Here is a 24,406-nt window from a genome sequence, read left to right as displayed (position 1 = left end):
GGACACGATGCGCTCCCTTACCAACTTCGCCCCGTCCACCTTCGAGGAACGCGGTGCCGCAGTGGCCTTCACCACGCCGGTCCTGGCGCAGACGCGGGTGCGCAAAGATAGCCGCGACCAGCTGGAGGTTCTGGTGCCCAACCTGTCGGAAGGGCGCGGCGTCTATGTGGTGCCGTGGAAGTCGTTGCCGCTGGCCTTCCCGATGACCGTGCACGACCGCATGCTGCATGACCTGATCGCCAAGGCCGACGGCTGCTCCCCCGACGACATCCGCAAGGCGGTGCTGGAGGCGGCTCGCTGCGGCCTTGCCGGCGGCGGTGCCGTGGCGGCGGCGGAAGCGGCGCTGAGCGACGACGACGAGCAGCGGCTTCTGATCAACTACCAGCTGATCGTGGAGGCGCTGAAGGCGGTCGGCCTGGAATCGACGGAGATCCTGCGGGTCGGCCTGACCTCCACCGAGGGGCAGAAGCTGACCCGCGACCTGATGATGAAGGCGGCGCAGCGCCTCTCGCTGGAGCCGACGGAACTCTATGGCCGCATCGCCGAGCTGGCGGTGATGATGGAGTCGATCGGGATCGCCACCTCGCCCAAGCCGGCACGGCTGCGGCGGCTGATGCGCGACCTGCAGGGCTTTCGCGACAGCATGACCGACTGGGCGACCGACAACGTGTCGGAAGCGGCCCCCATCGGCGGCTTCTGCGCCGAGGTGGCGGAGCACACGGTCAACCACGCCCGCAACGTCATCGGCCAGCTGGATCAGGCGATGGCCTCGTTCGAGACGCTGCTGCGCCAGTGGGAGACCAAGCGGCCGCAGATCCGCAAGGCGTGCAGCCGTCTGTCCTGGCTGCTGGACGGCTGGGAATACCTGATCCTGCTGTGGAGCGACGCGCTGACCCAGGACCGCCACACCCAGGACATGGCCGTTCACGACATCTTCCGCGTCATCCCGCTGCTGCCCCGGGACGAGGGGCGGATCGACCAGTCGCTGATGGCCGACAAGCTGATCACCAGCCAGAAGCGGTCGGTGCGCGCCTATGTCGACTGGCGCAGCGGCCAGTTGGATGTCGATCTCGTCATGCGCATCGAGACGCTCAAAGGGAAGGCGGCCTGACCATGGAGATGAGGGATCTGGTCGCGCTGGGCGACAAGCTTCTGGACATCGACGAGGCCAAGTTCCGTCAGGTGGTCGAGCTGCTGGAGCAGATGAACGAGCATCCCGACATCCAGCGCACCATCGCCGTCATCCGTCCCCGGCTGGTCGAGTTGCGGCTGCACCGCCGCCCCACCCTGAAGCGCCTGTTCTGCGACCCGTTCGAGGATCTGTTCGAAGCGCTGGGCAAGGCCGACCCGGTACCGCTGAGCGTGATCGAGCGGTCGCTGATGAACAGCCTGTGGCCGCTGGTGGAGGCCGAGATCGGCAAGGACCGGCTGCGCAGCTTCCGCCCCGCCCTGCAGGACGGGCCGCAACGCAAGGCGCTGACGGAGGCCTTCTGGGCGGAGTGCGGGTCCGCGGTGGCGCGGATCGCCGAGGGTGCGGTCGCCGGCCATTACAGCGACGCGCTCGAGTTGCGGATGAATCCGGCGCGGATGCGGGCGCTGACCGATATCGCCACCATCCTGTCCATCGCACCCGAGGTGGCGGAGATGAAGGCGGCGCTGTCGCCCAAGCCGGTGCCGAAGCTGCACGCCGACCATGTCGAGGCGATCCAGGCGGTCGGCCGCCGCGTCACCCGCGCCCGGCCGGAGGCGCTGAAGATCTTCGTCCTCATCGCCACCTCGCGCCTCAGCGACCCGACGGTCCTGCTGAGCGGATTGTGGGACATGGATCTGGGGCAGAAGTCGGCCGACCGCGCCGCCCTGTTCATGGCGCTGAGCGGAACGATGGTCGCCCAGATGGAGGACCGCTCGCGCGCCTTCCAGAGCGCGCCCGGCACCGGCACCGACCGCATGGCGGTGGCCGACCTCGCCCTCGACCTCGTCGCCAGCCTTGACGCCACCCGCGCGGCGATGGAGCACAGCCGCAACAAGGATTTCGACCAGCGGCTGAAGGTGGTGCGCAACTCCGTCCACGCCATGGTGAAGACCCAGGTCCTGCAGGACGCCGACGCCGGCATCGTCGCCGCCATCGGCGCACTGGACGGCGGCGCCGACGGGCGGGCCCAGCTGGCCCAGGCGGAGAACCAGGCGCGGGCCTTGCGCAAATGCGCGACGATCGCCGATTCGCTGGGGCTGCGCGGCGAGCTGCGGGAGATGACGCAGAAGACCACCGCCTCGCTGACGGAAAAGGCGCAGCAGGCACTGGGCGGCCCCGCCGGCAACGCGCGCACCGGCTACACCGCCATCCGCATGATCGAGCTGATTGCCGGCCCCGCCGAAGCGAATAAGATCATGGACGGGATCATGAACGGCGGCCGGCGTTGAGTCAGTCGGGCGTTTGCGGATCGGAGGGTCGGGCGATGGGAGCGGGATACACCGGCTGGGAACTGCCTGCGGAGGAGCGCGGCCGGCTGCTGGCGCTGATCCCGCAACGTTACGAGCGGCTCGTCGCCGACCATGTGACCCAGAAGTTCGGCGCCGGCCAGCATGAGCCGCTGCCGACCGCCACCGAGGCGGAGGTGATCGGCTGCGCCGACGACGGCGAGGGGGTGCAGGCGGTCGTCGTCGCCATCGACGGCACCAGCGACCGGCCCGACGGATCGACCTACCACATCACATGGTCGCTGGCCGCCGGGCGGCGGGCGGTCGAGTCCAACGACGTCATCCGCGACTATGGCTGGCGCCCGGTGGAGCCGGTGACGATCAGGCTGGTGCCGCGGTTCTTCGGGCGGTGAGGAGAGTGGTCACGGCGGGTGCCCCCTCCCTAACCCTCCCCCGCTAACGCGGGAGAGGGGACTGCCGCCGCACTCCCGCAAGGGCCCTGCCCCCTCTCCTGCAAAGCGGGGGAGGGATGGGGAGGGGGGCCTTCACTGCCAACCCCCCTCACGGCACCTCCGCCACCCCTTCCGCCGCGACGCCGCGCTTGAGGCGCTGTTCGCGGTAGACGATGAACAGGCCGCTGCCGATGATCAGCGCGGCCCCCACCCCCATGCGGGCGGTCGGCGCGGTGCCCCAGACCGCGAGGTCGAGGATCACCGCCCACAGGATCGACACATACTGGAACGGCACCACCACCGCGGCCGGGCTGAGCTGCAGCGAGCGGTTCATCATCGCGTGGCCGGCCAGTGCGGTGATGCCCAGCAGCCCCAGCAGGAAGAAGCCGAGCCAGCCCGGCGCCGACCAGGACCAGGGCAGCGCCGCACCGCCGATCAGGATGCCGCCGACCATCTGGTTGCCGACCAGCGTCAGGCTGGAAGCGGAGCGCAGGACGCGGGTGGAGATCACGCCGCCGGAGAAGATGACGGCGCCCAGCAGCGCCACCAGCGACGGCCACAGATCGAAGCGGCCGGTCGGATTCAGCACGATGACGACGCCGACGAACCCCACCAGCACCGCCGCCCAGCGGCGCCAGCCCACACTTTCCCGCAGGATCACCACCGACAGCGCGGTGACGATCAGCGGCGCCGACATGTAGATGGTCATCACGTCGGCGAGCGGCAGATAGCCCACCGCCCAGTAGAAGCAGGCGACGTCCACCGTCATCAAGAACACGCGCAGGATGTGCAGCGGCAGCCGGTCGACGGCGAAAACCGAGGCAAGCCCCTCGCGCCGGATCATCGGCGCCAGCACCGCCAGCCCGAACAGGCTGCGCACGGCGATCAGCATGGCGACGGAATGGTCGGCCACCAGCCATTTGCCGAGCGCGTCGTTCAGCGTGAAAAGCGTCATCCCGCCCAGCATCATCAGGATGCCGAGGCGGGTGTCGGTCGCGGGTGCCGCGGTCATGGAATCGCCCGGAGATGGTTGAGTGTGTGATCGATGGGGGCGGCAGAGTAACCGAAGCACCGCCCCGCTTTCACACCCTCAGATCACACCCCTGTCCCGCAAGGACGCGATATCGGCCTCGCTCAAGCCCAGCTGATCCGCCAGCACGGCGTCGGTGTGCTGGCCCAGCGTCGGCGGGGCGGTGTCGTGGACCAGCGGCGTGCCGCTGTAGCGGATCGGGCTCGCCACCGTCGGCACGCTGCCCTGGGTCGGGTGCGGCAGATCCTGGTGGATGTTGCGGGCCTTCACCTGTGGGTCCTCGAAGACCGCGGTCAGGTCGTTGATCGGGCCGCAGGGAACGCCGACCTGCTCCAGCGCGCTCAGCCAGTCGTGGCTGTCGCGGGTGCGGATCAGCTCCTCCAGCAATCCCACCAGATCCTTGCGGTTGGCGACGCGGGCCGGGTTCGTCGCGTAGCGTTCGTCCTTGGCCAGATCGGGACGGCCGGCGACCGTGCAGAACTTGGCGAACTGGCCGTCGTTGCCGACCGCCAGGATGATGTAGCCGTCGCGGGTGGCGAAGGCCTGATAAGGCACGATGTTGGGATGGGCGTTGCCGAGCCGCTGTGGCGCCTTGCCGCCGACCAGGCAGTTCATCGCCTGGTTCGCCAGAACCGCCACCTGGACGTCGAGCAATGCCAAGTCGACCTGCTGCCCCTCGCCGGTGCGGTCGCGGTGGGCCAGCGCGCCCATGATGCCGATGGTGGCGTAGAGGCCGGTGAAGATATCGGTCACCGCGACGCCGACCTTGACCGGACCGCCGCCCGGCTCGCCGTCGGGCTGGCCGGTGATGCTCATCAGCCCGCCCATGCCCTGGATCATGAAGTCGTAGCCGGCACGGTTGCGGTACGGCCCGGTCTGGCCGAAGCCGGTGATCGAGCAGTAGACCAGCCGCGGGTTGACCGCCTTCAGGCTGTCATAGTCGAGGCCGTATTTGACCAGCCCGCCGACCTTGAAATTCTCGATGACGACGTCGGCCTGGGCGGCGAGCTTGCGGACGAGCTCCTGCCCCTCCGGCCGTTCGAAGTCGATGGTGATGGAGCGCTTGCCGCGGTTGGTCGACAGGAAGTACGCCGACTGGTCGCCGGCCCAGGGCGGACCCCAGGCGCGGGTATCGTCGCCGGCGCCCGGCCGTTCCACCTTGATCACGTCGGCGCCGAGATCGGCCAGCGTCTGCGCCGACCACGGCCCGGCCAGCACGCGCGACAGCTCCAGCACCCGGATATGCGACAAGGGTCCGGCCAAGGTCACTTCCTCCTGTTATAATTGGCACTCCCCCGCCCTTAAGTCCCCTCTCCCCCCTGGGGAGAGGGTCAGGGTGAGGGGGATGCGTTGCGGAGCGCCGGTGATGGTGCCGGCGCTCCGCGTTCCTTCAAAATCCTCGCCACGCGTCCCCCTCACCCTTCCCAAGCTTCGCTTGGGCCCCTTCCCTCTCCCCGGGGGGGAGAGGGGATATGGGAGGGAGGGAGCCTATTACGCCGACACCAGTTCTTCCAGGGAACGCTCGATGATGTCCAGGCCTTCGTCGACCAGGGCGTCGGAGGCGGTCAGCGGGACCAGGACGCGGATGACGTTGGCGTAGGTGCCGCAGGACAGCAGGATCAGGCCCTTCTCCGCCGCCTTGGCGACCAGCGCCTTGGTCAGGTCGGCGGCCGGCTCCTTGGTCTCGCGGTCGGTCACCAGTTCCATGGCGACCATGGCGCCCAGGTTGCGGACGTCGCCGATCACCGACAGGCTGTTGCGCTGGGCCATGGTGCGGAAGCGGCCGGCGATGCGCTCACCGAGCTTCTCGGCGCGCTCGATCAGCTTCTCGTCCTCGATGACGTTGATGACGGCGAGCGCGGCGGTGGTCGCCAGCGGGCTGCCGGCATAGGTGCCGCCGAGGCCGCCGGGGATCGGCGCGTCCATCAGGGCGGCCTTGCCGGTCACCGCCGACAGCGGGAAGCCGCCGGCCAGGCTCTTCGCCATGGTGACGAGGTCCGGCTCGATCCCGGCATGCTCGACGGCGAACATCTTGCCGGTGCGGGCGAAGCCGGTCTGGATCTCGTCGACGATCATGACGATGCCGTGCTTGTCGCAGACCGCGCGGATCGCCTGCAGGAAGGACGGCGAAGCGATGTTGAAACCGCCCTCGCCCTGCACCGGCTCGATGATGATGGCGGCGACGCGGGCCGGATCGACGTCGGACTTGAACAGATTGTCCAGCGCCTTCAGGCTTTCCGCCTCGCTGATGCCGCGATAGGCGTTGGGGAACGGCACATGGAAGATTTCGGCCGGGAAGGGACCGAAGCCGACCTTGTAGGGCACGACCTTGCCGGTCAGGCCCATAGTCAGCAGCGTGCGGCCGTGGAAGCCGCCGGAGAAGGCGACGACGCCGGGACGGCCGGTGGAGGCGCGAGCGATCTTGACGGCGTTCTCCACCGCCTCGGCGCCGGTGGTGAAGAAGGCGGTCTTCTTGCGCGTCGGGCCGGGGACCAGCGCGTTCAGCTTCTCCGCCAGCTCGACGAAGCTGTCGTACGGCGTGACCATCGCGCAGGTGTGGGTGAAGCGGTCGAGCTGGCCCTTCACCGCCTCCATCACTTTCGGATGGCGGTGGCCGGTGTTCAGCACGGCGATGCCGCCGGCGAAGTCGATGAAGCGCTTGCCTTCGATGTCCCACATCTCGGCATTTTCAGCGCGGTCGATGTAGAAGGGCATGCCGGCGGAAATGCCACGGGAGACGGCGGCCTCGCGACGGGCGACGAAGGACTGGTTGGTGGTCATGGTCTGTTTTCCTTTGTCTTTTCCCTTGGGGGTCAGGCGCCGAGGCCGACGCAGAGATATTTGACTTCCATGAAATCATCGAGGCCGTACTTGGAGCCTTCGCGGCCGATGCCGGACTCCTTGACGCCGCCGAAGGGAGCCACCTCGGTCGAGATGATGCCCTCGTTGATGCCGACGATGCCGTATTCCAGCTTTTCCGCCACGCGCCAGACGCGGCCGATGTCGCGGCTGTAGAAATAGGCGGCGAGACCGAATTCGGTGTCGTTCGCCATGCGGATGGCGTCCTCTTCCGTCTCGAACTTGAACAGCGGGGCGACCGGGCCGAAGATCTCCTCGCGGGCCACGCGCATCTCGGTGGTGATGCCGGTCAGGATCGTCGGCTCGAAGAAGGTGCCGCCCAGCGCGTGGCGCTTGCCGCCCAGCGCGACCTTAGCGCCCTTCTCCAGCGCGTCGCCCATCAGTTCTTCCACCTTGGCGATGGCATCGGCGTTGATCAGCGGACCCTGGGTGACGCCGGCCTCCGCACCGTTGCCGACCTTCAGCGCCTTGACGGCCTCGGCCAGCTTGGCGGCGAAGGCGTCGTAGACGCCGGCCTGGACCAGCAGGCGGTTGGCGCAGACGCAGGTCTGGCCGGCGTTGCGGTACTTGGACGCCATGGCGCCCTTGACCGCCTCGTCCAGGTCGGCGTCGTCGAAGACGATGAAGGGGGCGTTGCCGCCGAGTTCCAGCGACACCTTCTTGACCGTGCTGGCGGCCTGCCGCATCAGCAGCTTGCCGACCTCGGTCGAGCCGGTGAAGCTGACCTTGCGGACGATCGGGCTGTGGGTCAGCTCATGGCCGATGGCGGCCGGGTCGCGGCCCATCACGATGTTGAAGACGCCGGCGGGGAAACCGGCACGCTCCGCCAGCTCGGCCAGCGCCAGCGCCGACAGGGGCGTGTCCTCGGCCGGCTTGACCACCACGGTGCAGCCGGCGGCCAGCGCCGGGGCCACCTTGCGGGTGATCATGGCGTTCGGGAAGTTCCACGGCGTGATCGCCGCGACGACGCCGATGGCCTCCTTCAGGACGACGATGCGCTTGTTGGCGGCGAAGCTGGGGATGACGTCGCCATAGGCGCGCTTGCCCTCTTCCGCGAACCACTCGATGAAGGAGGCGCCATAGACGACCTCGCCGCGCGATTCGGTCAGCGGCTTGCCCTGCTCGGCGGTCATCAGCTGGGCCAGATCCTCCTGGGCTGCGAGGATCAGGTCGTACCAGCGGCGCAGGATGGCCGCGCGCTCCTTGGCGGTCTTGGCCTTCCAGGCCGGCAGGGCGGCGTTGGCGGCGTCGATCGCCTCGCGCGTCTCGGCGGCACCCATGTCGGACACTTCGGCGATGACGGCGCCGGTGGCGGGGTTGGTGACCGGGAAGCTCTTCCCGGAGTCGGCCGCACGCCACGCACCGTTCACGTAGCCCTTGGTTCGGAGAAGGCCCTGGTCGTTCAACGACAGCATGTTCGATCCGCCCTGGATGAAGGATTGTGGAACCGTCCGGCCGCGCCCGGCGAAATTCCCCTTGCACATCAAGGGCTTCCTTCCGGGGGCCTGGACCATGGAAAGAAGCGTACCATGTTTAATAAATTAAACAACCCCTGTTTAACTGTTCATATTCTGATGACGGGGTTGCGCGGATGAGCTATTGCCTAGACGGGTGTGGAGCAGGAGTCCGATGATGGAATTCGACGTCGGCGCAAGGTTGAAGCAGATCCGCGAGCAGCATGGGCTGTCTCAGCGGGCGCTCGCCCAGCGAGCCGGAGTGACAAACGGTACAATTTCCCTGATCGAGCAGAACCGCAGCAGCCCGTCCGTTTCGTCGCTGCGCAAGGTGCTTCAGGGCATCCCGATGACTCTTGCCGAATTCTTCTCCTCCGACGATTTGCCGCCACCCGAGCAGATCTTCTTCAAGGGCGACGAACTGATCGAACTGGCCGGCGAGCTGAAGGGCACCGTCGGCCAGGTCTCCTTCCGGCAGGTGGGCGACCTGCGCAGCCGCAACCTGCAGATCCTCCACGAACGCTACGCTCCCGGCGCCGACACCGGCCGCACCATGCTTCAGCATGAATCCGAAGAAGGCGGCATCGTCATCAAGGGCCAGATCGAGCTGACGGTCGGTGACCGCAAACAGCTGCTCGGCCCCGGCGACGCCTATTTCTTCGACAGCCGCGTGCCCCATCGGTTCCGCAACATCGGCGACGTGGAGTGCGTGCTGATCAGCGCCTGCACGCCGCCGTATTTGTGAGTGGTGGCGTGGTGCCCCCTCCCTTCCCACGGCTGCGCCGCGGGCCCCTTCCCTCCCCCGCCCTCGGTCGGCCAAGGGCCGATCCGACCGCGGGAGAGGGTGGATTAGCAGAGCGGCGGCAGTTCCCTCTCCCTCGAAGAGGGGGAGGGTTAGGGAGGGGGCACCAGTACATCTCCCCTCACCACCCCCCTACCCCACGTTCCCCTTCAGCCGCTCGTTGCGCCGGCGCAGGTATTCCAGCGTCGACAGCATGCAGACCGAGATCACCGTCAGTACCACCGCCACCGCGGTGATGGTGGGGCTGATGTTCTCGCGGATGCCGCTGAACATCTCGCGTGGCAGCGTGCGCTGCTCCGGCCCGGCGAGGAACAGGACCGTCACCACCTCGTCGAAGCTGGTGGCGAAGGCGAAGAGCGCGCCCGACGCCAGACCCGGCAGGATCAGCGGCAGGATCACCTTGCGGAAGGTCAGCAGCGGCGGCGCACCCAGCGAGGCGGCGGCGCGGGCCAGCGTCATGTCGAAGCTCTGCAGGGTGGCCGACACGGTGATGACGACGAAGGGCGTCGCCAGCGCGGTGTGGACCAGGATCAGGCCGAGATAATTGCCGGTCAGGCCGAGCGGCGCGAAGAAGAAATAGACACCGACCGCGGTGATGACGACCGGGACCACCATCGGCGACAGCACGAGGGCAAGCACCAGCGGCTTCCACTTGCTCTTCCACTGGGCCAGCCCCAGCGAGGCCAGCGTGCCCAGCACCATCGACAGCATGGCCGAGGCCACGCCGATGATGACGCTGTTCTTCAGCGCGTTCATCCAGCGCGCGGATCCCAGGAAATCCTCGTACCAGCGCAGCGAGAAGCCCGGAAGCGGATAGGTCAGGTAGGTGCTGGAGCTGAAGGACAGCGGCACGATCGCCAGGATCGGCGCCATCAGGAAGAACAGCACCAGCGTGCCGACGACGACCGTCGTGATCCAGGCGATGCGCTGGCTGGCGGTCTGGGGGGAATGGTTCGCGCTCAATTCTTCAGACCTCCCGTCGTCTGGCGGCCGAGCGCCAGCTTGCCGTAGAGCAGCGCCAGCACCAGCGTGGACAGCAGCAGCACCGCACCCAGCGCCGAGGCGAGGCCCCAGTTGACCGTTTCCGTGGTGTAGAAGGCGATGAAGGACGAGATCATCTGGTCGGCCGCCCCGCCGACCAGCGCCGGCGTGATGTAGTAGCCGATGGCCAGGATGAAGACGAGCAGGCAGCCGGCGCCGATGCCCGGAATGGTCTGCGGCAGGTAGATGCGCAGGAAGGCGGTGACCGGCGGCGCGCCCAGCGAGGCCGCGGCCCGCATGTAGGCCGGCGAGATGCCGCGCATGACGCTGTACAGCGGCAGGATCATGAAGGGCAGCAGCACATGGGTCATCGCCATGTAGACGCCGAAGCGGTTGTAGATCAGTCGCATCGGCTCTTCGATGATGCCCAGCCATTGCAGGGAGCCGTTGACGATGCCCTCGCTCTGCAGGATCACGATCCAGGCGCAGGTGCGCACCAGAAGCGAGGTCCAGAAGGGCAGCAGCACGAAGATCATCAGCAGGTTCGACCGGCCGGTCGGCAGGCTCGCCAGCATGAAGGCGACCGGGAAGCCCAGGATCAGGCAGAGCGCGGTGACGCCGAAGCCGATCTCGAAGGTGCGCAGGAAGACGTCGCGGTAGATCGACTGGTCCGCCGGGGCATGGATGACGTCGCCGTCCGGGTTGCGCGTCAGGTCGACCGCCGCCAGCAGGTAATAGCTGGTGACCGGACCACTGGCGCTCTTGATCGCCGCCCAGCTCTCGCGCTCGCCCCAGGCCGGGGCGATCTCGATCATCGTCGCCTTGGCGGTGCCGGGAGCGGGCTGCTCCTTCAGCTTGCGGCCGGTCGACAGCAGCGTGGTGCGGAAGCCGTTGACGACATAGTTCAGCCGCTTGGCGGCGACGGCCAGCGTTCCGGCCTCGCGCGCGGTGCGGATGTCGGCGGCGAGCGCGGCGAAGGCGGCCTCGTCGGGCAGGCCCTGGCCGTTCCACCGCTCCAACGCCGCGACGGTCTGCGGCATTACTTGCGGCACTTCCCAGTCGTCCACCGACTTCCAGATCATGCCGGCGAGCGGCACGACGAAGGTGAACAGCAGGAAGGCCAGCAGCGGCAGCACCAGACCCAGCGCACGGAACTGCCGGGCGCGCTCGGCCCGTTTCAATCGACGCTTCAACGGCACGTCGGCGCCGGCAACGAATGCGGCTGTCATCGGCATTGTCCTGTAGAGAAGACGCAGAAGGCGCTTGGACGCCATCCCCTCTCCCCCCCGCTTACGCGCAAACGAAGTTTGCGCTGCCGCGACAGGCGGACCATAGGTCCGCCGAAAGCGGGGAGAGGGTCAGGGTGAGGGGGACGCAGGGCGTCCGGTCACCGAAGGGCGGGAAGTGATCCGCCATAAAACTGTAGTGGGGGAGCGCTTTGCGCCCGGATGCATCACGCTGTGCATCCCCCTCACCCCGACCCTCTCCCCGGGGGGGAGAGGGGGTTTTCCGGGGTGTCGCTGGGTAAGCTTACTTCGCCGCCCACTTGTTGAAGCGTTCGGTCAGGCGGTCGATGTTCTCCAGCCAGAAGTCGGTGTTGATCTCGATCGCGTTCTTCATGTTGTCGGGCGCGGTCGGCAGGTCGGTCAGGACCGCCTTGGACAGCAGCGACGGAGCCTTCTTGTTCGACGTGCCGTAGGCGATGCCTTCCGACAGCTTGGCCTGGTTCTCCGCCTTGCCGACGAAGCTCAGGAACTTGTAGGCGGCTTCCTGGTTGGGGCTGCCCTTCAGGATCACCCAGCTGTCGATGGTGTAGAGCGCGCCGTTCCACACCATGCCGAAGTTCTTCTTCTCGTTCTTGTTGGCAGCGTCGATGCGGCCGTTGTAGACCGAGGTCATCGCGACTTCGCCGGACGCCAGCAGCTGCGGCGGCTGGGCGCCGGCCTTCCACCAGACGATGTCGTTCTTGATGGTGTCCAGCTTCTTGAAGGCGCGCTCCACGCCAGCCTCGGTGCCCAGAACCTTGTAGACGTCGGCCGGGGCCACGCCGTCGGCCATCAGCGCGATTTCCAGCGTGGTCTTGGCGCCCTGGCGCAGTCCGCGCTTGCCGGGGAACTTCTTGGTGTCGAAGAAGTCGGCCCAGCTCTTCGGCGCGTCCTTCAGCTTGTCCTTGTCGTAGCCCAGCACGAAGTCATAGACGATGGCGCCGACGCCGCAGGCGTTGACGGTGGACGGCAGGTAGGCATCCTCGCCGCCGATCTTGGAATAGTTCAGCTTCTCGTACAGACCTTCGTCGCAGCCGAGCGCCAACTCCTCGCTCTCGACCTGCACCACGTCCCAGGTGGAGGCGCCGCCCTGGACCTTGGCGCGCAGGACGCCGACGCCACCGTCCCAGGATTCGTCGTTCATCGCCGTGCCGGTGGCCTTGAACGGCTCGAAATAGACCTTCTTCTGGACTTCCTGATAGGCGCCGCCCCACGACACGACGGTCAGGTCGCGGGCGCTGGCGGCCGAAGCCAAAGCCGTGAGGGCGGTGAAGGTCGCAGCGAAACCGAGAGCCACCTTAATCTTCGACATGATCCCCGTCCTTATTCGTCGTGGTTGTTGTTGCTGGTAAGGCACCCTGGCGCCTGAGGAACCACGTCCTCAGACCGGATCGAGCGCCCGGCAGTCCTCCGGGCGGAAAGCGATGTAGACGTCCTGGCCGGGCGCCAGACCGGCATAGGAGCCGGCCGGCAGCTTGACCATGAATTCCGGGTTGGAAGGCGTGGACAGAATCGCCAGCGTGTGGTCGCCGACATAGATCAGGTCGGTCAGCGAGGCCGGCAGGCGGTTGGTGGTCGCATCGCCGCTGTCGCCGGTCTCGATCGCCACGCGCTCCGGACGGATGGACAGAGAGGTGCGGCTGCCGGCACCGCCGACATTGACCGCCTGCGCCACCACGGAGCCGCCGGCATCCAGCGCGACCCGCGCCCAGCCGTGTTCGATATTTTCAACAACCCCGCTCAGAACATTGTTCTCGCCGATGAAGTTGGCGACGAAGCTGTTCACCGGCCGCTCGTACAGCGCATCCGGGCGGTCGATCTGCTGGACGATGCCGTCGTTGAACACCGCGATGCGGTCGGACATCGTCAGCGCCTCCCCCTGGTCATGGGTGACGTAGACGACGGTCAGGCCCATCGTCTCGTGCAGGCGCTTGATCTCCAGCTGCATATGCTCGCGCAGGCGCTTGTCGAGGGCGCCCAGCGGCTCGTCCATCAGCACCAGGGCGGGATTGAACACCAGGGCGCGGGCCAGCGCCACGCGCTGCTGCTGGCCGCCGGACAGCTGGCCGGGGCGGCGCGACGCCAGGTTCCCGAGCTTGATCATGTCGAGCGCGGCGGCCACGCGTTCCTTGGTTTCCGCCTTGGAAACGCCGCGCACCGACAGCGGGAAGGCGACGTTTTCCTCGATCGTCAGATGGGGGAACAGGGCGTAGTTCTGGAAGACCATGCCGATGTCGCGCTTGTGCGGAGGCACGTTCTTGATCGGCCGGTCGCCGATGAAGATGTCGCCATGGGTCGGCACCTCGAACCCGGCCAGCATCATCAGCGTGGTGGTCTTGCCGGAACCCGACGGCCCGAGAAGCGTCAGGAATTCGCCCTTGCGGATGTCGAGATCGAGGCTTTTCACCACCAGATGCTCGCCATCGTAGGTCTTCTGCACCCCGGTGAAGCGCACCAGGGTATCTGTCGTCGCGATCATCCCGCCGTCCATCCGTCCGCTCCCGTCACAGGCGACCTGGAACCGGGTACGCCACCCCGGCCCGGTCCGTCTTTGTGGCCCTGACGGTAACACGCGTTTAAGAAAATAGACAAGAGGAATGACTATGACTTGATCAATTCAACAGTCTGCCGATTTTTTGTGCAAATGCGAAGGCCCTGCCCACGCTTCGACCGGCAGTGTGCTCCATTCGCATGCGATTGAGAAGACCAATGATCGATATCGCGGACAGACGGAAGTATGAAAATCAGCTCCTGCCGCGAAGAGAGGGGGCGAATCGCCGCAGGCGATCCGCCCCCGGGTTAGCTCAGCGCTGCTGGGCAGCCTGGGAGTAGACGAAGCTGTCGAAGCCGTTCTCGGCCACGCGGAACCACAGCCGCTCCTGCTCCAGGAAGGGCTTCCAGCCGTCATAGACCTTCTTGAAGCGCGGGTTGCCGGCGGCGAGCTTGTCGTAGAATTCGAACGCCGCCTTCTCGCAGGCCTGCATCATGTCGCGCGGGAAGGGGCGCAGGATGGCGCCGCCGGCGACCAGCCGCTTCAGCGCGGCGGCGTTCAGCGTGTCGTACTTGGCGATCATCCAGGTGTTGGCCTCCCAGCAGGCCTGCTCCAGGATGGTCTGGTAGGATTTCGGCAGCGATTCCCACGCCTGCATGTTGAACATCAGCGGGATCTGGGCCGAGCCCTCCCACCAGCCGGGGTAGTAGTAGTATTTGGCGACCTTGTGGAAGCCGAGCTTCTCGTCGTCGTAGGGGCCGACGAACTCCGCCGCGTCGATGGTGCCGCGTTCCAGCGCCGGATAGATGTCGCCGCCGCCGAGCTGCTGCGGAACCAGACCGAAGGGCGTCAGGATCTGGCCGACCAGACCGCCGATGCGCATCTTCAGGCCCTTCAGATCCTCCAGGCTCTTGATTTCCTTGCGGAACCAGCCACCCATCTGGGCGCTGGTGTTGCCGGCGGGGATGTGGTGGATGTTGTAATCCTTGAACACCTCCCGCATCAGCTCCAGCCCGCCGCCATGCATCATCCAGGCGATGTGCTGGCGCGTGTTCAGGCCGAAGGGCATGGCGGTGTCGAAGCAGAAGGTCGGATCCTTGCCGACATAGAAATAGGCCGCCGACTGTCCGCACTCGACCGTGCCGTTCTGCACCGCGTCCAGCACCTGCAGCGCCGGAACGATCTCGCCGGCGGCGAAGGTGCGGATCTGGAACTTGCCGTCGGTGGCGTCGGACACGCGCCTGGCGATGAACTCCGCCGCGCCATAGATGGTGTCGAGGCTCTTGGGATAGCTCGACGCCATGCGCCACTTGATCTCGGGCTGGGAGCCCTGGGCGATGGCCGGGGCCGCAATGGTCCCGACGGTTCCGGCGGCGGCAAGGCCGACGCCGGCGCTGGAGAGGAACGCACGCCGTTTCATGATGACGAATCTTCCCGACTGTATGGTTCGTTGGGCCGACATGATAGCGTAACCAACCGTTCGGGGAATCCCCCTTCCACCGGGGCAACACGGAATGTGCGGAAGATCCTTGCGCCGGAAACGAAAAATCCAGCCGCATTGGGCTGGATTTTCGGCGACGCAGCATTATTTGTTGTTTCGATCGCCTTTCAGGCGTTTCCTCCCTAAACTCGGGCCGCGGCTCAATAGCTAGCGGCCTTTTCCTTTTTCTGCAATATGCTGAAAGTCAGCTTTGCAAACTTTTTTGGCAAACGCACGACTGGCACGTGCCAAACGCCAGAACCGGCACGCCCTTACATTGTGAATATCCGCGCCTGTTTTGCTTGGCGCTTTATAAAGGGCTGGGATGATACAGTGTCTTCACTGGTCGATCCCTGCCCACCCCTTGTGATTCCCGAAAGGACGATGCCGCGATGACGCCCCTTGGACAGCCAAGCGGCAAGGCCCAACGCCACAGCTGGGTGCTTGGCCTGCGCGCCACGGTCGCCGTCACCGTGGCGATTCTCGTTCTTGGATCGACGATGGTGAAAGGGCTGGTCGTCGGCGATGGCGCCGCCGATGCCCTGGAGCAGGAGATCGGCGATTCGATGACCGGACTGGCGCAGTCGCTGGCGCGGCAGCTCGATTCGACCATGTGGGCGCGCGCCAACCAGATCGCCGCGTTGTCGCGAATCGAAGCGCTGAAGGACCCGGCGGTGGCGCAATCGACCATCGACGAGTTGAAGCGGCGCGACCCGACCATCGCCTGGATCGGCATGACCAATGCCGACGGCCGGGTGATGGCGGCCTCCGGCGGGCTGCTGCTGGGCGCCGACATTTCCCGACGGCCGGTACATCAGGAAGGCATGAAGGGTCTGTTCGTCGGCGACGTGCACGAGGCGGTGGCCCTGCGCGGCAAGGTGCCGTACCTGGAGGGCGAAACGCCGAAATTCGTCGATGTTTCCGCCCCGCTGCAGAAGGCCGACGGCACCCCGGTGGGCGTGCTGGCCGCCCATTACAGCTGGGAGTGGGCCTACGCCTCGATCCGCCAGTTGGCGGAGCCGCTGTCCGACCACAAGGGATTGACGCTCTATATCCTGTCGGCCGACGGCAGCGTCCTGATCGGTCCGGATCAGACGGTGGGAAAGCCTCTGCCGGTCCCGACCCTGACCGCGAAGCTGCGCGACGGCTGGAGCGCCGACCGCTGGCCGGACGGCGTCACCTATGTGACCGGCGTGGCGCATGGCCGGGGGCTGCATGACTATGCCGGGCTCGGCTGGACCGTGATCGCCCGCCAGCCGGCCAACGTGGTGTTCGCCGAGACCAACCGGCTCCGGCTGTCCATCATCGGATCGGGCATCCTGCTGGCCCTGCTGTTCAGCGTGATCGGGTGGTTCGCCGCCGGGCGGATCGCCCGCCCGCTGGGCTCCATCGCCGGCGCCGCCGAACGGATCGGCGATGGCGAGCGCGGCGTCACCATCCCCGATGTCGGCGGTGCCGCGGAGATCCGCCGGCTGTCCGTCTCGCTGCGGGACATGGTGGACAGCCTGACCAACAAGGACGCCGCATTGATGCGGCTGGAGGACATCGCCTACGAGGACCGGCTGACCGCGCTGCCGAACCGCCGCTATTTCGAACAATATGTCGAGGCGTCGACCGGCAGCGGCGGCGGATCTGCGACGATGATGTACATCGACCTGGACGGTTTCAAGCCGGTGAACGACCGGCTGGGTCACGATGCCGGCGACGCCGTCCTGCGGCAGATCGGCGGGCGGCTTGCCAGCATCTTCCGCGACGACGACGTGATCGCCCGGCTGGGCGGCGACGAATTCGCCGCCGTTCTGCCGCGCCGCGCCGGCCGTCCTGCCCCCGATACCGGGGAACTGGCGTCCCGCATCATCGCCGCGGTGAACGAGCCGGTTTCGATCAATGGCGAGAAGGTGCGTGTCGGCTGCTCCATCGGCATTGCCTCCTGGCCGGAGGACGACAGCGACATAGCAACCGTGATGCGCCATGCCGACGCCGCGCTCTACAAGGCCAAGCGCGACGGGCGCAACCGCGCGGTGCGCTGGGCCAGGGTCGAGGTGGGGGCGGAGGGGTAGAGTTGGGAGATTTCGGCTGACGATGTCCCCTCCCTAACCCTCCCCCGCTCTCGCGGGAGAGGGGACTGCCGCCGCCCTGCGCTTGCCCCCTCTCCCACCGAAGGTGGGGGAGGGTTGGGGAGGGGGCATCACGCTACAACCCCCGGACCATCCCGTTCATGAATCCCAGCTTCTCGATCACCGAGGCCGACAGGATGAAGGGGTAGAGGTCCGGCTGGCCCATGCTGCGGTTCAGGCTGTTCACCGCGTAGGTCAGGGGCAGCCAGGGTTCGATCAGATCCTCGATGTGCCGGGCCTTGTGGGGGTTGAAGTCGATCTCCGATTCCAGTTCCGCCCCTTCGCTGATGCGCGGGCGGATCCGCAGGCCGAAGGCACGGGCGGTCTCCAGCGTGTCGACGATGTGGAGGTAGTGCGCCCAGGTCTCGGCGAAATCCTCCCACGGATGGGCGGTGGCGTAGGAACTGACGAAGTTCGCCTGCCAGTCGGGCGGCGCGCCGTTGGCGTAGTGGCGCTTCAACGCCTCGCCGTAATCCTCGCGCTCGTCGCCGAACAAAGCGCGGAATCGTTCCAGCAGGGCCGGGTCGTCGCGCACCAGACGGTCCCAGACATAATGGCCGATCTCGTGCCGGAAATGGCCGAGCAGTGTGCGATAGGGCTCGCCCATGTCGGTGCGGCGCTTCTCGCGCTCGGCATCGTCGGCCTCGGCGACGTTGATGGTGATCAGGCCGTTGGCGTGGCCGGTCAGCACCGGCGTCACCGTGCCGTCGGGACCGACGGTGTCGGACAGGAAGTCGAAGGCCAGACCTTCCTCCGGGTTCTCGATCCGGGTCTGAAGCGGCAGTTTCAGGTTGGTCAAGGTGTAGAACAGGTGGTGCTTCGCCATCTCCAGCTTGCGCCAGAGCGTCAGGTTGGCGGTGTCGGACAGGTCGGGGATGGTGCGGTTGTGCCGGCAGGCGGCGCAATGGGTGTCGGATGAGTCGGCCGGCAGCATCCAGTTGCAGGCATCCAGTTCGGCGTTCGCACAGAATTTGTAGAGCGGTTCGGTGGTAGCGAGCGCGCTCCACACCCCGTCATGGTCGGTCGGGTCGATGGCCGACAGGGTGCCCACATCCGGCAGATAGCCCAGCCGGTAGCCGCAGCGCTCGCACAGCGTGTTTTCGAAGTAGAGCGGCTGGTGACAGTTCTGGCATTCGAAGAGTTTCATGGCGGGGATCCGGGGGCCGGGGGGATCCCCTCTCCCCCCCGGGGGGGGAGAGGGGGATTGAGCGTCGGTTCAGGTGAGCTTCTTCGCTTCGGGCTTGGCCTCTGCAGCCGCTTCCACCTTTTCCGGTTCTTTCACCGCCTCCTTCGCCACGGCTTCGGCCTCCACCGGCTCCGCCGGCTTCTCCACTTCCGTGCTCTCCTCGCCGAAGGACAGGGTCGGGCTTTCGGCGACGCTGCGCAGAGCGCGGGCGGCGCGGCGGAGCGCGAAGGAGGTCTTGCCGTCCGGCTCCAGGGCCAGCAGCAGCAGCGAGCGGCCGGTCACCATGTAGCCGTCGCCGGTGTTGACGCGCGGCACCTCGTCGGGGTCGGGCAGGTTGGTGTCGACCAGACAGCGCCAGACGCTGCCGCCGGTCACCTCCGGCAGGGTAAACTCCACCACGTCATGGTGGGAGTTGATGACCAGCAGCAGGGTGGCGTCCATCGCCGGCCGCTTGATGCCGCTGGCCTGCGCGCGGCCGTCCAGCAGCATGCCGAGGCAGCGGGCGTTGCCGTCGTGCCAGTTGCCCTCCTCCATCTCGTCGCCGCCGGGGGTCAGCCAGGTGACGTCCTTCACGTCGAACTCGGCATTGTATTCGCCCGACAGGAAGCGGCCGCGCCGCAGCATGGGGAAGGACTGGCGGACCGCCACCACGCGGCGGACGAACTCGATCAGGGCCTGCCCGTCCTCGTCGATGCCGTCCCAGTTCAGCCACGCCGTCTCGTTGTCCTGGCAATAGGCGTTGTTGTTGCCGTGCTGGGTGTTGCCGAACTCGTCGCCGGCCAGCAGCATCGGCGAGCCCTGGGACAGCAGCAGCGTCGCCAGCATGTTTCGCTTCTGCCGTTCGCGGAGTTCTTTGATCTCCGGGTCGTCGGTCGGCCCCTCCACCCCATGGTTCCAGGACAGGTTGTGGGAGTGGCCGTCGTTGTTGTCCTCGCCGTTCGCCTCGTTGTGCTTGTCGTTGTAGGAAACGAGGTCGTTCAGCGTGTAGCCGTCATGGGCGGTGATGAAGTTCACGCTGGCCCAGGGCTTGCGGCCGCGCTTGTCGAACAGGTCGGCGGAGCCGCAGAGCCGCGGCGCCACCTCCGGCAGCTTGCCCTCGTCGCCCTTCCAGAAGGCGCGGACGGTGTCGCGGTAGCGGTCGTTCCACTCCGCCCAGCCCGGCGGGAAATTGCCGACCTGATAGCCGCCGGGGCCGCAGTCCCACGGCTCGGCGATCAGCTTGACGCTGTTCAGGATCGGGTCCTGCAGGCAGCTGTCGAGGAAGCCGCCGCCTTCGTCGAAGCCGTAGGGCTCGCGGCCGAGGATGGTGGCGAGATCGAAGCGGAAGCCGTCGACATGCATCTCCGTCGCCCAGTAGCGGAGCGAATCGGTGACCATCTGCAGGACGCGCGGGTGGCTGAGGTTGACGGTGTTCCCGGTCCCCGTCTCGTTGATGTAGTAGCGCTTCTGGTCCGGGATCAGGCGGTAGTAGGAGGCGTTGTCGATGCCCTTGAAGGACAGGGTGGGCCCGCGCTCGTTCCCCTCGGCCGTGTGGTTGTAGACAACGTCGAGGATCACCTCCAGCCCGGCATTGTGGAGATGGGCGACCATCTCCTTGAATTCCTTGATGGCGTTGCCGGACGCGGCATAGCGCGGTTCCGGCGCGAAGAAGCCGATGGAGTTGTAGCCCCAGTAGTTCGCCAGCCCCTTGTCGACCAGATGCTGGTCCTGGACGAAGGCATGGACCGGCAGCAGCTCCACCGAGGTGACGCCGAGCGACTTGATGTAGTCGACCACCTCCTTCACCGCCATGCCGCCATAGGTGCCGCGCAGGCTGTCGGGCACCGCGGGATGCAGCTTGGTGAAACCCTTCACATGGGTTTCGTAGAAGATGGTGCGGTCCCAGGCGGTGCCGGGCTTGTGGTCGCGGCCCCAGGTGAAGGCCGGATCGATCACCTTGCATTTCGGCATGAAGGGCGCGCTGTCGCGCTCGTCATAGGTCAGGTCGTCGCCCGATTCCATCACATAGCCGAAATGGGCCGGGTTCCAGCGGATCTCGCCGACCAGTTCCTTGGCGTAGGGGTCGAGCAAAAGCTTGTTCGGGTTGAAGCGGTGGCCCTGCTCCGGCTCGTACGGGCCGTACACGCGGTAGCCGTAGAGCAGGCCGGGGCGGGCGTCGGGCAGGTAGCCGTGCCAGATCTCGTTGGTGAATTCCGGAAGCTCGATCCGCTCGAGTTCCTCCTCGCCGTTTTCATCGAACAGGCACAGTTCCACCTTGGTGGCATGCGCGGAAAACAAGGCGAAGTTGACGCCGAGGCCGTCCCATGTCGCGCCCAGCGGAAAAGGCAATCCTTCACCGAGCCGCGTTGCCTGTTTCAGGATGTTTGCCATGATCGCCCACTTCTCCGCCTGGATCGAAAGTCGTGCCCTCGCTCCTGGACAGTGAGAAGCGCGGGCCGAGCCTTCAACCCGGCCGATGGGCGCTTGTTCCTTCCCGAAATTCCTCAGCCCTTCAGGATAGGACCGGGCTGGTGCCCGCCGGCATCCCGCGGCGCAGCAAGGCCGCCAAGTCGCGCAGGCCGCGGTCGCGCGGATCGCTGGCCCGCCAGACGAGGCCGATGACGCGGCCGGGCGGGCGGGAGCCATTGGAAGAGCCGTCGGAGGACGCATCGAAGGGGCGGTAATCCACCAACCCGCCTACGCTGGCGGTCCGGCCGGTGTCCCCCCGGGTCGCCAGCAGCGGCATCAGCGTACAGCCGGCCCCGGCGGCCACCATGTGGCGCAGGGTCTCCAGCCCGGTGGCGTGGACGCCCCCACCGCGGGCGCTGAGGCCGCAGGCGGCCAGCGCCTGATCGCGCAGGCAGTGCCCCTCCTCCAGCAGCAGAAGCTCGGACGGGTCGAGGTCGTTCAGCGACAGGTTGGGCGCCGCACAGAGGCGATGGCCGGCGGGATGGGCGAGCAGGAAGGGTTCGAAGAACAGCGGCTCCGCCACCATCCCATCGGTTTCCACCGGCAGGGCCAGCAGCACGGCATCGAGCCGGCCGTCGCGCAGTTCCTCCAGCAGGCTGTCGGTCCGCCCTTCCGACAGGATCAGCGTCAGGTCGGGCCAAGCATCGCGCATCGCCGGCAGGATGTGCGGGAACAGGTAGGGACCCAGCGTGTGGATCGCCGCCAGCCGCAGCCGGCCGGTCAGCGCGCCGCCCGACCCGTCGGCCAAGGACAGCAGGCGCCGCGCCTCCTCCAGCACGACGCGGGCCTGGGCGACGATGGCCTCGCCGCGCGGGGTCAGCAGGACCTTGCGGCTGGTCCGCTCGAACAGGGAGAGGCCGAGGGCCTCCTCCAGCTTGCGGATCTGGGCGCTCAGCGACGGCTGGCTGACGGCGCAACGTTCGGCGGCCCGGCCGAAATGACGCAGCTCGGCGACGGCGACGACATACTCCAGGTCACGCAGGGACAGGGCGGAGAGATTCATAGACGATGCCTATGGGAGCATTTTCTTCAATGTCTTGGATATATCGTTCAAGACGCCGGATAACCAGGGGCGAGACAATGACGCCGCTTCAAGCGACACCGCCCCAACGAGGATGACCCGGATGAGCACCCTGACCACCAGCTTCGGCCAGTCCGTTCCCGACAACCAGAATTCGCTGAGCGCCGGGCCGCGCGGTCCGCTGCTGCTGCAGGACTTCCACCTGATCGAGAAGCTGGCCCATTTCAACCGCGAACGCATTCCGGAGCGCGTGGTCCACGCCAAGGGCGCCGGCGCCTATGGCAGCTTCCGCGTCACCCGCGACGTGACCGGCTGGACCAAGGCCGCCTTCCTGTCGTCGGTGGGCAAGGAGACGCCGGTCTTCCTGCGCTTCTCCACCGTCGGCGGCGAGAAGGGCTCCGCCGATGCCGAGCGCGACCCGCGCGGCTTCGCGGTGAAGTTCTATACGGAAGAGGGCAATTACGATCTGGTCGGCAACAACACGCCGGTCTTCTTTCTGCGCGATCCGCTGAAGTTCCCGGACTTCATCCACACCCAGAAGCGCAACCCGGCCACCAACCTGAAGGACCCCACCGCCATGTGGGACTTCTTCTCGCTGTCGCCGGAGACGATGCACCAGTTGACCATCCTGTTCAGCGACCGTGGCACGCCGCGCAGCTATCGCCACATGGACGGCTTCAGCAGCCACACCTTCTCGTGGATCAACGCGGCGAACGAGCGCTTCTGGATCAAGTACCACTTCAAGACCCGCCAGGGCATCCAGAACCTCACCGCCGAGCAGGCAGCGGTGATGGGCGGCATCGACCCCGACCACGCCACCCGCGACCTGTTCGCCTCGATCGAGGACGGCGACTTCCCGGCCTGGACCGTCTCGGTGCAGATCATGCCGGAGGCCGAGGCCGACAATTACCGCATCAACCCGTTCGACCTGACCAAGGTCTGGCCGCATGCCGACTATCCGCTGATCGAGATCGGCGAGCTGGTGCTGAACCGCAATCCGGAGAACTTCTTCGCGGAGACCGAGCAGGCCGCCTTCAGCCCGGCCAGCGTGGTGCCCGGCATCTCCTTCAGCCCGGACAAGATGCTGCAGGGCCGGCTGTTCGCCTATGCCGACGCCCACCGTTATCGGCTGGGCGGCAACTACGCCCAGATCCCGGTGAACAAGCCGCAGGGCTGCCCGGTCCACAACTACCAGCGCGACGGCGCCATGCGCACCGATGGTAACGGCGGCGGGCGGCCGAACTACGAGCCGAACAGCTTCGGCGGCCCGACCCAGACCGGCGTGGCGAGCGAGCCGCCGCTGCGCATCCGCGGCGACGCCGCCCACTACGACCACCGCGAGGGCAACGACGACTACGCCCAGGCCGGCGCGCTGTTCCGCCTGATCGGCAGGGAGGCTCAGGACCGCCTGATGGACAACATCGCCGGCAGCCTGGGCAAGGTCCCGCTGTTCATCCAGCAGCGCCAGCTGAAGCACTTCCTGGCCGCCGACCCGGCCTATGGCGAGGGCGTCGCCAGGCGCCTGGGCCTGACCGTGGCGCAGGCCGCGGAGTGAGGTGAGTTTCCCGGCCCTTCCGCGGGTTTGCGGGGGGCCGGTTTCGAGATGCCGCGCCCATCCCCCTGGGCGGCGGCATGATTGCCGGCATCCAGCCGCGCATTTCCCCGATTGACTTGGCAGCCCTCTTCCCGGCGACGGGGGGAGGGCTTTTTTTCGTGCCCATTCCTCCCCCTCCCCCACCCGAATGGTGTGGTCTCCGCATGGGGGCAGACAAATCCTGTCGAGCCGTCCTAAAGTCCGCCTTCAGCGCGACAGCTTCGATGACGGAATGGGACGGGACCGCGACACCGAACGATCGACCGGCGGGCAATCCACCAGCGGACTGACCGGGAAGGGGCTGGATACCCTGCTGGCGGCGGCGGAGACGCTGCCGCATGCGCCGGAGGATGCGTGGCGGCTCGACCTGTTCCGGGTCGCGCTGCGCATCGCCCGGTCCACCGAGTCGGTGGCGGACCTGGAACGCGCCAACCTGGCCTTCAAGGCGCTGCCGCACCGGCTGCGCAACCCGCTGGTCGACCGCGCCGCCATGCTGGCCCGGCGCGAGGCGGAGCGCGCGCAGGTGACCGCGGAACCGGAGGACGAGCCGAAATCCGGCGGGCTGCTGGGCGGGCTGTTCGGACGGGCGGGAGGGCGGCCGAGCCGGAAGACCGCCAAGGAACGGCTGATGCGCGAACTCACCACCCGCCGCGACCCGGACGATGACCGGGAGATTTGAAGACCTGATCGCCGAAAGACCCGGGCAAGGGCAATCCCGGTAGAGGACGATCCGGACGGCAGATGCCCGTCCGGCCGCTTGTCCGTCCGAAGGGCTCCGATACCCTCCCCCCTCCGCGTTCTCCGGCCG

At 67.0% G+C, this 24,406-nt stretch carries 19 protein-coding genes; 7 read left to right on the top strand and 12 right to left on the bottom strand.

Going from position 1 to position 24,406, the window contains the following annotated elements:
- The first annotated feature begins 7 nt into the window (after positions 1-7).
- The 3 genes from VD964_RS14095 to VD964_RS14085 are packed head-to-tail and all read left to right on the top strand — an operon-like array spanning position 8 to position 2,831.
- Complete coding sequence (locus tag VD964_RS14095) at positions 8-1,111, top strand: hypothetical protein (RefSeq protein ID WP_324869202.1); 1,104 nt, start codon at positions 8-10, stop codon at positions 1,109-1,111.
- A gap of 2 nt (positions 1,112-1,113) precedes the next feature.
- On the top strand, positions 1,114-2,421 hold the full coding sequence (locus tag VD964_RS14090; protein WP_324869201.1) for a hypothetical protein: 1,308 nt from the start codon (positions 1,114-1,116) through the stop codon (positions 2,419-2,421).
- A 35-nt stretch (positions 2,422-2,456) separates the two neighbouring features.
- The gene (locus tag VD964_RS14085; RefSeq protein ID WP_324869200.1) at positions 2,457-2,831 is read left to right on the top strand and encodes a hypothetical protein; all 375 of its coding nucleotides are present in this window, start codon (positions 2,457-2,459) and stop codon (positions 2,829-2,831) included.
- Between the two features lie 148 nt (positions 2,832-2,979).
- Here the strand turns inward: VD964_RS14085 and VD964_RS14080 are convergent, their stop codons facing one another.
- From VD964_RS14080 to VD964_RS14065, 4 genes are all read right to left on the bottom strand, one after another.
- Positions 2,980-3,882 carry a DMT family transporter gene (locus VD964_RS14080; protein WP_324869199.1) on the bottom strand — a complete coding sequence of 301 codons (903 nt, stop codon included), beginning with the start codon at positions 3,880-3,882 and terminating at the stop codon, positions 2,980-2,982.
- 78 nt (positions 3,883-3,960) lie between these two features.
- Positions 3,961-5,163 (bottom strand): CaiB/BaiF CoA-transferase family protein, encoded by a 1,203-nt coding sequence (locus VD964_RS14075; protein WP_324869198.1) that lies wholly within the window; start codon positions 5,161-5,163, stop codon positions 3,961-3,963.
- A 228-nt stretch (positions 5,164-5,391) separates the two neighbouring features.
- A complete protein-coding gene (gene gabT, locus VD964_RS14070; RefSeq protein WP_324869197.1) occupies positions 5,392-6,681 on the bottom strand; it encodes a 4-aminobutyrate--2-oxoglutarate transaminase in 1,290 nt (429 codons plus the stop codon).
- Positions 6,682-6,713: 32 nt separating this feature from the next.
- Complete coding sequence (locus VD964_RS14065) at positions 6,714-8,174, bottom strand: NAD-dependent succinate-semialdehyde dehydrogenase (protein WP_324869217.1); 1,461 nt, start codon at positions 8,172-8,174, stop codon at positions 6,714-6,716.
- A 217-nt stretch (positions 8,175-8,391) separates the two neighbouring features.
- On the opposite strand from VD964_RS14065, the gene VD964_RS14060 reads away from it, so the two are divergent.
- A complete protein-coding gene (locus VD964_RS14060) occupies positions 8,392-8,958 on the top strand; it encodes a cupin domain-containing protein (protein WP_324869216.1) in 567 nt (188 codons plus the stop codon).
- 189 nt (positions 8,959-9,147) lie between these two features.
- Here VD964_RS14060 and VD964_RS14055 read toward each other — a convergent pair whose 3' ends face one another.
- From VD964_RS14055 to VD964_RS14035, 5 genes are all read right to left on the bottom strand, one after another.
- A complete protein-coding gene (locus tag VD964_RS14055) occupies positions 9,148-9,978 on the bottom strand; it encodes an ABC transporter permease (RefSeq protein WP_324869196.1) in 831 nt (276 codons plus the stop codon).
- Entirely contained in the window at positions 9,975-11,225 is a 1,251-nt protein-coding gene (locus tag VD964_RS14050) for an ABC transporter permease (RefSeq protein WP_324869195.1), read from the bottom strand. Before VD964_RS14050 ends, VD964_RS14055 begins: the two co-directional genes overlap by 4 nt.
- Positions 11,226-11,526: 301 nt before the next feature.
- Complete coding sequence (locus tag VD964_RS14045; RefSeq protein ID WP_324869194.1) at positions 11,527-12,573, bottom strand: ABC transporter substrate-binding protein; 1,047 nt, start codon at positions 12,571-12,573, stop codon at positions 11,527-11,529.
- 69 nt (positions 12,574-12,642) lie between these two features.
- Positions 12,643-13,752 carry an ABC transporter ATP-binding protein gene (locus VD964_RS14040; protein ID WP_324869193.1) on the bottom strand — a complete coding sequence of 370 codons (1,110 nt, stop codon included), beginning with the start codon at positions 13,750-13,752 and terminating at the stop codon, positions 12,643-12,645.
- Between the two features lie 313 nt (positions 13,753-14,065).
- Positions 14,066-15,172 (bottom strand): TRAP transporter substrate-binding protein, encoded by a 1,107-nt coding sequence (locus VD964_RS14035; protein WP_324869192.1) that lies wholly within the window; start codon positions 15,170-15,172, stop codon positions 14,066-14,068.
- Between the two features lie 452 nt (positions 15,173-15,624).
- On the opposite strand from VD964_RS14035, the gene VD964_RS14030 reads away from it, so the two are divergent.
- The gene (locus VD964_RS14030) at positions 15,625-17,292 is read left to right on the top strand and encodes a GGDEF domain-containing protein (protein ID WP_324869191.1); all 1,668 of its coding nucleotides are present in this window, start codon (positions 15,625-15,627) and stop codon (positions 17,290-17,292) included.
- A gap of 133 nt (positions 17,293-17,425) precedes the next feature.
- Here the strand turns inward: VD964_RS14030 and VD964_RS14025 are convergent, their stop codons facing one another.
- The 3 genes from VD964_RS14025 to VD964_RS14015 form a co-directional block, all read right to left on the bottom strand.
- The gene (locus VD964_RS14025; protein ID WP_324869190.1) at positions 17,426-18,496 is read right to left on the bottom strand and encodes a putative zinc-binding peptidase; all 1,071 of its coding nucleotides are present in this window, start codon (positions 18,494-18,496) and stop codon (positions 17,426-17,428) included.
- Between the two features lie 69 nt (positions 18,497-18,565).
- Positions 18,566-20,905 (bottom strand): glycogen debranching protein GlgX, encoded by a 2,340-nt coding sequence (glgX, locus tag VD964_RS14020; RefSeq protein ID WP_324869189.1) that lies wholly within the window; start codon positions 20,903-20,905, stop codon positions 18,566-18,568.
- Positions 20,906-21,026: 121 nt separating this feature from the next.
- The gene (locus tag VD964_RS14015; RefSeq protein WP_324869188.1) at positions 21,027-21,986 is read right to left on the bottom strand and encodes a LysR substrate-binding domain-containing protein; all 960 of its coding nucleotides are present in this window, start codon (positions 21,984-21,986) and stop codon (positions 21,027-21,029) included.
- A 121-nt stretch (positions 21,987-22,107) separates the two neighbouring features.
- Here VD964_RS14015 and VD964_RS14010 point away from each other — a divergent pair, with 121 nt between their 5' ends.
- On the top strand, positions 22,108-23,559 hold the full coding sequence (locus VD964_RS14010; protein ID WP_324869187.1) for a catalase: 1,452 nt from the start codon (positions 22,108-22,110) through the stop codon (positions 23,557-23,559).
- Between the two features lie 271 nt (positions 23,560-23,830).
- Positions 23,831-24,277 (top strand): hypothetical protein, encoded by a 447-nt coding sequence (locus VD964_RS14005; RefSeq protein ID WP_324869186.1) that lies wholly within the window; start codon positions 23,831-23,833, stop codon positions 24,275-24,277.
- The last annotated feature ends 129 nt before the right edge of the window (positions 24,278-24,406 follow it).

Source organism: Azospirillum sp. (genome assembly GCF_035628975.1).
Classification (GTDB): Bacteria; Pseudomonadota; Alphaproteobacteria; order Azospirillales; family Azospirillaceae; genus Azospirillum.
Note: the sequence above shows the minus strand (reverse complement) of the source record. Positions and strands in the feature narration are given on the sequence as shown.